Origin of the sequence: Pantoea sp. CTOTU46764 (genome assembly GCF_031974595.1) — a bacterium.
Classification (GTDB): Bacteria; Pseudomonadota; Gammaproteobacteria; order Enterobacterales; family Enterobacteriaceae; genus Pantoea; species Pantoea trifolii.
Map to the genome: position 1 here is coordinate 1 of NZ_DALYOQ010000004.1, position 7778 is coordinate 7778.

A 7778-nucleotide genomic window follows, 5' to 3' on the forward strand; every position below is an offset into this window, starting at 1 on the left:
CATAGCACCCGGAGGAGAATGATCGAGATATAAGGGTCGCCATTTATGGCGACCACGCGGATGAGTTGCAGGTTTTGTAGGGTCGCCATTCATGGCGACCTGGTCAAAGACGAGACTTACCGCTTTTCCTGATACGCCATCCAGGTCAGCAGTTGCAGACTGGCGGAGAAGTAGTTTTGATCCGGCGCTAAACGATCATTAAGGTAACCGGTTTGATTCAGCGTCAAATCGCGAACCGCAATCAATCCCCCTTCCATGTTGTACGGCGCTGGTGTGTTGCCCAACACATCATACCAGGCGGGCGTAGTCATGCGCGCCGAACCTTGCCAGACGCGCTGGAACGGCACCAGACGCAAGCTTTGTGGATCGTACCACCAGATATTCAGCGGAATACGGATCGCGTCATAGCTGAAGCGGTTGGAATAGCCGATCGCCGGTGCCACTGAACCATCGGCATTCAGCGCCACCCAATCCAGCGGCAGGCCGGTTTTACCGAAGTGCATATTGCCCAGCAAATCCATGCTGTCATCAATCAGCTCATTCCAGATGCGCAGATGGCTGTGCTCGGCAAACTCGCGCCAGGCCTCGAACAGGAAATAGGATGGATTAAGCACCACATAGCTGGTTTTGTTGAAACCCTGTGCACCCGGCAGCATCACTTTATGTCCGCCGTAGCTGATCACATTCAGCTTCACGATCGCACGCTGAATGCGGTCAGACGCTTGCTGGTAATCGCCGCCCCACTTCTGCGCCGCACGCTGCAGCGCCCAGGCAATCAGTACATCACCATCAGACGCGTTGTTTTTGTCGGCAATCGGATTGGCCGCGCCCGGCGTGTAGCGCCAGTAGAACAGATCGTTTTGCGGATTGCGCAGATGGGTGCGCGTCCACTGCCACAGCAGATCGAAGGTGGTGCGATCGTCATGCGCCACCGCCAGCAGCATGCCGTAACCCTGACCTTCGGTATGGCTGACGTTGTTGTTTGCCGTATCGCTGATACGGCCATCGCTGCCCATAAAGCGGCTTTTGTAGGTACTCCAGCCATCTGCGGCTGCCTGCGCGCTAAAAAACATCACCATGAAACACAGCATCCATTGACGCCAGAACCGCATTACTCTCATTACAGCTTCCTATTGATATCGATAGTGCAGCGTGCCGCCGTCGTTGTTCTCAAGCGTCACCGGCACCGCCGCGCTGCCACCTTGTGCCTGCAGCCACTGCGCATACACGCCCGCCAGCACTGCGCTCAGCGCCAGCTGCCAGCGTTCAACACCGACGTTGCTGTCGCCCTGCGGCAGCGCGTGGTGCTGAATCAGCATGGCATTTTCCTGCGGCTGTAACTGCACAAAGCCCCAGTTAAAGCGCGCCAGCTGCAAATTCATTTCACGCTCCAGATCCTGCACGGTGCGCGCATCGGGTAAAGGATAGCGCGTTGCCAGCGATACGCCGACGCCGTTGAGAAAGCCTTCCGCTTCCTCGCCCGCGTTGTCCAGCATGCTCTCAATCATCGCGCTCACCAGATCAAACCAGCCCGGCTGATGCGGATGGCTGACGCGTGCGGTTACTTGCTCACTCATTAGTAATCTCCGAACATGTAACGGAAGTACAGATTGGCTGTGCTTTCGTTGTAATCGCCAAAGGTGTCGTAGCCGAGCTGACCGCCCACGGTGACATCTTTGTTGATCTTATAATCCGCACCGGCATGCAGGTTGTAGCCAATGCCGTTTTTGCTGGTGCCTTTGTAATAAGAGTCTTTGGCATACCCCAATGAAACGAGCTGATCCATGGCGTTCTGCGCATCAGGATCATTCGGGAAGTATGCGCTCTTGTCTTGACTATAAGTCTGGTAGCCCACTGAACCACCCACATTGACTTTAAGGTCATCAAACTTACGTGAGAACTCCACCGGGAATGAGATCGATGCGTAATCTTGCGGGCTGAAGTATCCACCCTGCCCATAGGTGAAGTAGCTGAGGTTTTTCGAGAAGTCCATCCAGGAAAGGCTCATGCCAACTTTCAACTCACGATCGTCGTAATGGAAAGGTCGCACATAGGCACCGGCTGTCGCATTCAGACTTTTATTGCTGGCGACGTTCTCACCCAAATAGCTATAAGCTCCCGCGCCCGCATAGAAACCAGCATCGCCGTTGTCATAGCTGAGCAAGGCGTTACCGCCGTTTTTAGTCACCCGGCCCCATTTCGTTCCGGTTGCCTTGTCGGTGACACCCACATACGAAAGTAAGCTGTCAGTCATGGCGCGACGTTCACCGGTCAGCACCAATGTAAGGAAATCAGTTAACTTCGGTGACCACTGCACACCCCCCACCAACGTACTCAGATCCTGGCCCAGCGGCGTGCTGCCAAGGTCAATCTTGTAGCTATCGCCTTTCAGCGCCATGTTAAGTTCAACACCAGACGCTCGCTGAGAATCCGTTGATGCACTTGGCACGTCGTCAACTTTCGCGTCACCTGAGGCGACCACGATACCTTGAATCAACGGATTCGCACCGAAGCGACGCCATGCATCACCCGAAGCGCTTCCAGCACTCAGCGAAACCGGCGTCATGGTGAAGTCGAAGCGCGCATCGCCAAACGGCACGGTGGAGAAGGTGAGCGGCGCTTTAGCTTCAGTTAACTTACTCAAACCGGATTCGCCATCGCGTCCACGCACCTGAACTGCGCCTTGCACCCAGGTGCCGGTTTTCTCTTGCAGATCGTCCATCATGCTGTCGATTTGACGCAGCGTCTGGCTTTGCTGAATTGCCGGCGTGTTGCTCGCCAGCGTCACGCCTTCGGCGCTGCTGGTGGATGCTGGAGCCGACTGCCACGGCATCACCGCGCCATAGCTGGACGGCGAACGGCCCACCGGCGAGGTGCCGCGATTGATAAACGGATTGTCGGCCAGCGCCAGACCACCGACGCTTGGCACGCTGCCGGTTTCTGCGCCCTGCAGACCAATCAGCTGACCGCGCGCGGTGCGCAGATAGCTCATCGCCTGGCTGTGTTCACCGTTGGCTTCGGCCACGCGGGCTAACAGCAGCAAGCGATCTGGTGACTGCTCATTACGCAGTCCGCGCATTAAGGTATTGGCTTTGTTGACGTCATTCTGCGCCAGCGCCACGTTGATGGCACCCGTGCGCGCGTCTTGCGTCGCGGTATCCTGCGTCATCAGGTAGTCGTACACCACGCCCGCTTCTTTGTTCATCTTGCCGGACTGATAGAGTCGCGCCATAGCGAACATCAGATCGCGGTTCTGCGGATCGTGCTGCAGCGCGCCCACCAGCTTGTCGTAAGCGGCGGCGTACTGTTTCTGCTCACGCAGACGATCCACTTCATTGATCACGTAGCCGTTGCGGATGCCCGCCAGCTGAGTTGGCGTGCTGCGTGCCTGCAGTTCCGGGCTGCTGAGGAAGCTTTGCGCTTCGGTGTTCAGACCGGCCTGATTCAGCACCGCCACCTGCGCGGCGTAATCACCGGCGTTGCCCTGAATGCCGCGCTGCATGTTGCTGCGCACCACGGAAACGGCAGTGGTGAGATCGCCCGCTTTCGCCAGCTTCTGCGCCAGATTACCGGCATCAACCGGATTAGACGGCGGCGTCGATGCCAGCGCGCGCAAGGTGTTGGCCGCTGCCGCGTTCGAGCCCTGCGCCAGATATTGATCGGCGGTAGCCATCTGCAGGTTAAAGTTGACGCGCTGCGCCAGCTCGCGCATATCGCTGTTCTTGCTGCTATTAGGAATGCGCGACAGCAACAAACTCGCCTGCTGCCAGGCGCTGCTTTCGCTGGCGTTTAACGCACCCGCGTAGAGTTCTGTCGTGCTGGCACCGCTGCGCATGGTCGGCTGCATGATATTTGCTGCCATCATGTTATCGCCCTGCGCGCGGTAGAGACGCGCCAGATCGAGACGCAGCCAGCCATCATTGGGATAGCGCTGAATACCCGAGGTCAAGGTGGCGATAGCGGCGCTGTTGTTGCCCGCCGCCACTTCACGCTTGGCCTGCGCACGAATCGGATCGGTGCTGCTGCCGCGCGGTGCCACGCTTTGACGCACGCTGTCGGGCAGCGATGCCAGCAAGGTGTTGGCTTCTGCGCCACGGTTCTGCTGACGCAGCACGTAGAACAAGCCTTCTTTGGCATTGCGGTTATTGGCATCGCTTTGCAGGATGGAACGATAGGTTTGCTCCGCCTGATCGAGCTGATTGCTGCGACGCTGCACATCGGCGCGGAACAGTTTGGCAGAGACGCCTTTCTCGCCGTCGGCCTGCGCCAGCGGTTCGCTCAGCGCCAACGCCTGCGCGCTGTCACCGTTTTTCAACGCCTGCTGCGCGGTGGCCAGCTGCGCGTAGAAACGTGCATCAGCGGCCTGCTTCTGGCGCGTGTCGCTCTGATCGCCACCCAACTGCGCCGCGCGCGTCAGGTAATCCGCCGCTTCGGCATAACGTCCGGCACGCTGAGCAACATAGCCCATGCCAGCCAGCGCATCCGCATCTTGCGGGTTGGCTTGCAGCACTTTCTCAAAGTTGTTCTGCGCGTTGCTGACGTCGCCGCTGTTCAGCGCGGTAAACCCCGCGCCTTTCTCCGCGCCGCCGACGTTTTTACGGTAGTAATCCAGCACCGCGTTATCTTGTGGATGGCGCTGCTGCCAGGTTTGGTACAGCGACGCATCAGAAGCCTGCGGACCCAGCCACAACAGCGCCTGACGCAGCGAACGATCCGCTTCTTTGTTGCCGTCCGCCAGGGTGCCGAGCACATCGATACCCTGACGACGCGTCGATTCCTGATAAGTCAGCGCTTTACCCAGCGCCAGTTTGGCACCGGTATCCTGCGGATGATCGGCAGAGAACTGACGCAGCGCTTCCACCGCTTGCGGCAGCAGCGAACGATCGCCCGCCATGGTCAGATAATATTCGGCGGCTACGCTCGGCGGCGGCTCGTTGCCGCTGAAGGTGTTACGCCAGGTTTGCAGCGACGCCGCGATGTTGCCGCTGCGTGCCTGCTGGCGCGCCAGCTGCAGCTGCGCCTGCGGAATGGTTTGCAGCTGGCGTGCATTGTCCAGCTCGGTGAGATGTGGATCGTTCGGCGAGGCCGCGCTCAGGCGCGCACGCCACTGTGCCGCTTCCGCCGTGCCGCCGCTCTGCTGCGAATAGAGCGCCAGCAGATAGAGCGCCTGCGTGTTGTTCGGCTCAACCATCAGCACTTTCTGCAGCGAGGCTTTCGCCAAATCGTCATGCGCTTTCTGGTGCCAGTACGCCGCCTGATCGAACAGCGCCTGTAACGCAGGATTAGTGCTCTCCGCCGCCAGCAGCGGCTGAGAGAGCGTCAGTGCCCCACCCAGAATCAGGGCATGACGAATACCGGCACTTAACAGATGTTTTTTCATTGTTTTTATCCTTACTTCTTGCCGGACTTGCTATCAACTTTGGGGTTGAGACGACGCCACGCATGACGTTTCAGCATCACCCATACACCGCCGCCGACCAACGCTGACAGCAGCAGCGCCGCCAGCGCCATCAGCACCGAGTGCTGATTGGCATACCACACCACCATCATGTACCACGGCATTTCGCCGCTCGGGAATTGCGGGCCGACGCGGAAGCTGCGAATGCCGTTCTCATCGGTGATGATGGCGGTATCGCCGCGAATACCGGCGTTGATGCGCGCGGAATTCAGGTCTTCATGCAGGCGCAGCAGTTGCTGATCGCTGGTCGCCACTGTCATCACCACTAAGCGATCCGGGTTCCACGGCGAGCGATAGCTGACAAAGCCGCGCCACGCTTCGTTGGAGGAGAAGTAACGATCGGCATCCAGCTGCTGGCGATACCAGTCGCCGGTCAGCCAGCCGCGCAGCTTGTCCCAGGTGGTCGGCTCTTTCACGCCCAGCGTGTTGCCGCTGGTATCAAACGGCGTGTTGGCCAGCATTGCCTGATTAAAGTCGTTGTTCTGCGTGGTGCTCACCGCCAGCAGATCGCTCTGCTGCAGACGCGTCATGTTGGTGCCGCCGTTTGGCAGGCCAAACAGCACCTGGTTTTGCAGCAGCGGCACGCCGGTGGCGTTCCCGGCGCGGGAGGCCATATCCAGCAGCGTCGAGATCTCCGCATCGCTCGGTTGTTCCGGCAGCAGCAGCGTGGTCTGCGAGAAGTCCGCCAGACGTGAGAATGGGAACGAGGCGCCCACAAAGTAAGAGAGGTTCGGCAGCATGGTGAAGTGGCGCGTGTGGCTCAGATCGATCCACGAATCCTCTTCGATGCGGCTCTTAATGTTGTTGTTCAGCAGCACGCCGCACGGTGCATCCGCTTTCGGCTTGATGTTGAAGTAGAGCGCCAGCTGGTTGTCACCGTAAATCAGGTACGGTTCGAGCTTCAGGGTGTAATGCTCCTGACGCGCGTCGCCGCCCAGACGATGCCAGGCGCTTTCCAGCAAGCCGACTTTATTTACCGTCAGGTTGCGCAGGAAGGTGCCGTTAATCATCACGTTGAGGAACGAGTTGTTCTCATCAATCCAGCTTTCGGATGGGAAGCGATAGTGCAGCTCCACCGGAATGGTGTCGCCATCCCACAGGAACAAATCCGGCGCGGCGCGGAAGTTAACGCTCAGCGCATCGTGCCAGATGCCGGTGGTGGTCAGGCTTTGATCTTTACGCAGCAGTTCGCTCAGTCGCACCGGGCGCGTAGTGTTAATCCAGCGCGGCGCATCGTAAGGCTTACGCACGCCAATCGGCTGCGGCTGCACGTTCAGGCTGCTGGCATCGGTCGCCAGCGGCTGAGTGGTTAAACGGTTAGCGGCCTGACGCAGCTGATCGTCATTCGCCCCGACCACCAGCAGCAATTTGTAGACCGGATTGTTGGGATTATCGATCACCTGCAGCAGCGGACCGTTGGTGGCTGGCAAGGTTACGGTGCCAATCTTGTCGCCCGGATGGCCGATCAGAATACCGTTGTGCTCAGGCAGATCGCCGCGCACTACCGGGAAACGGATGCCGCGATAATCCGACTGAATGCCCATCCACGATGCCACCAGCGCAGCGGCGCTGATGCTGTCCGGCGCGGCATTGGCGGCAAAGCCAAAGGTAACGCTGGCGGGCGTCATGCGCTGCGCATCGATAAATGGACGCGGGAAGTTACGCAGGCTGGTGCCAATGTTCAGCTGCTGGCCTTCAAGGCTCAGCGTGGTTTTCGGCAGAATCGATACCTGATACTGCTGCGCGCTCTCTTTCTCGCACAGCAGCTTGTCGGCATCGTTAATCTTGAAGCTGAGGTTGTTGCTTGAGACCACCATCGCCGCCGGAATATCCAGCTGGTAATCGCTGACATCGCTGTCGCTGGAGCCCAACGGCAAGGTGCCAAGCGGCTGACCATTCAGCATTAGCTGCAGCGAGGTGTTACGCGCTGCCAGCGCCGCCGAGACGCGCAGCGACAGATTGAGGCGCGCGTTGGTGATCACTTCATCGCTGGGCAGCGTGAACACGATACCGGATTGCAGCTGACCGCCGGTCAGCGTAATGCCGCGCGGCTGGCCCATCTGCGCCACCGAAACGGTGCTGCTGATTGGCTGGTTGAGCGTCGCGGAAGCCGTTTCTGGCATCACCGCCGGTGCGGTTGGCGCTACCGTTGGCAGCACCATTTCTGGTGCGGTTACAGGTGCAGGTTCGCTGGCCGCCGGTTCGGCGGGCGTTTCATTGACCGTTGTCGGTGCCGCTTCCGGTGCAGTTTGTGGTGCGATTTCTACTGGCGCATAAGGTGCCGCGCCTGCCGCCTGTTGCAGCTGTTGATCGGCCTCAC

General features: G+C 59.2%; 4 protein-coding genes. All 4 read right to left on the reverse strand.

Features of this window, described 5'->3' with window-relative positions; genetic code table 11:
* Positions 1-116: 116 nt before the first annotated feature.
* A complete protein-coding gene (locus RTM06_RS02520) occupies positions 117-1121 on the reverse strand; it encodes a glycosyl hydrolase family 8 (protein WP_312179730.1) in 1005 nt (334 codons plus the stop codon).
* Positions 1122-1130: 9 nt separating this feature from the next.
* A complete protein-coding gene (gene bcsD, locus RTM06_RS02525) occupies positions 1131-1577 on the reverse strand; it encodes a cellulose biosynthesis protein BcsD (protein ID WP_312179732.1) in 447 nt (148 codons plus the stop codon).
* Positions 1577-5380 (reverse strand): cellulose synthase subunit BcsC-related outer membrane protein, encoded by a 3804-nt coding sequence (locus RTM06_RS02530; protein WP_312179734.1) that lies wholly within the window; start codon positions 5378-5380, stop codon positions 1577-1579. The genes bcsD and RTM06_RS02530 overlap by 1 nt, the downstream gene beginning before the upstream one ends.
* 11 nt (positions 5381-5391) lie before the next feature.
* Positions 5392-7778 (reverse strand): cellulose biosynthesis cyclic di-GMP-binding regulatory protein BcsB (bcsB, locus tag RTM06_RS02535; protein WP_312179736.1); only part of this gene is annotated, 2387 nt, incomplete at its 5' end.

Excerpts from the sequence above, each read along its gene's own strand:
- RTM06_RS02530 (WP_312179734.1), bottom strand. The coding sequence starts at position 5,380 with ATGAAAAAACATCTGTTAAGTGCCGGTATTCGTCATGCCCTGATTCTG.
- RTM06_RS02520 (WP_312179730.1), bottom strand. The coding sequence starts at position 1,121 with ATGAGAGTAATGCGGTTCTGGCGTCAATGGATGCTGTGTTTCATGGTG.
- bcsD (WP_312179732.1), bottom strand. The coding sequence starts at position 1,577 with ATGAGTGAGCAAGTAACCGCACGCGTCAGCCATCCGCATCAGCCGGGC.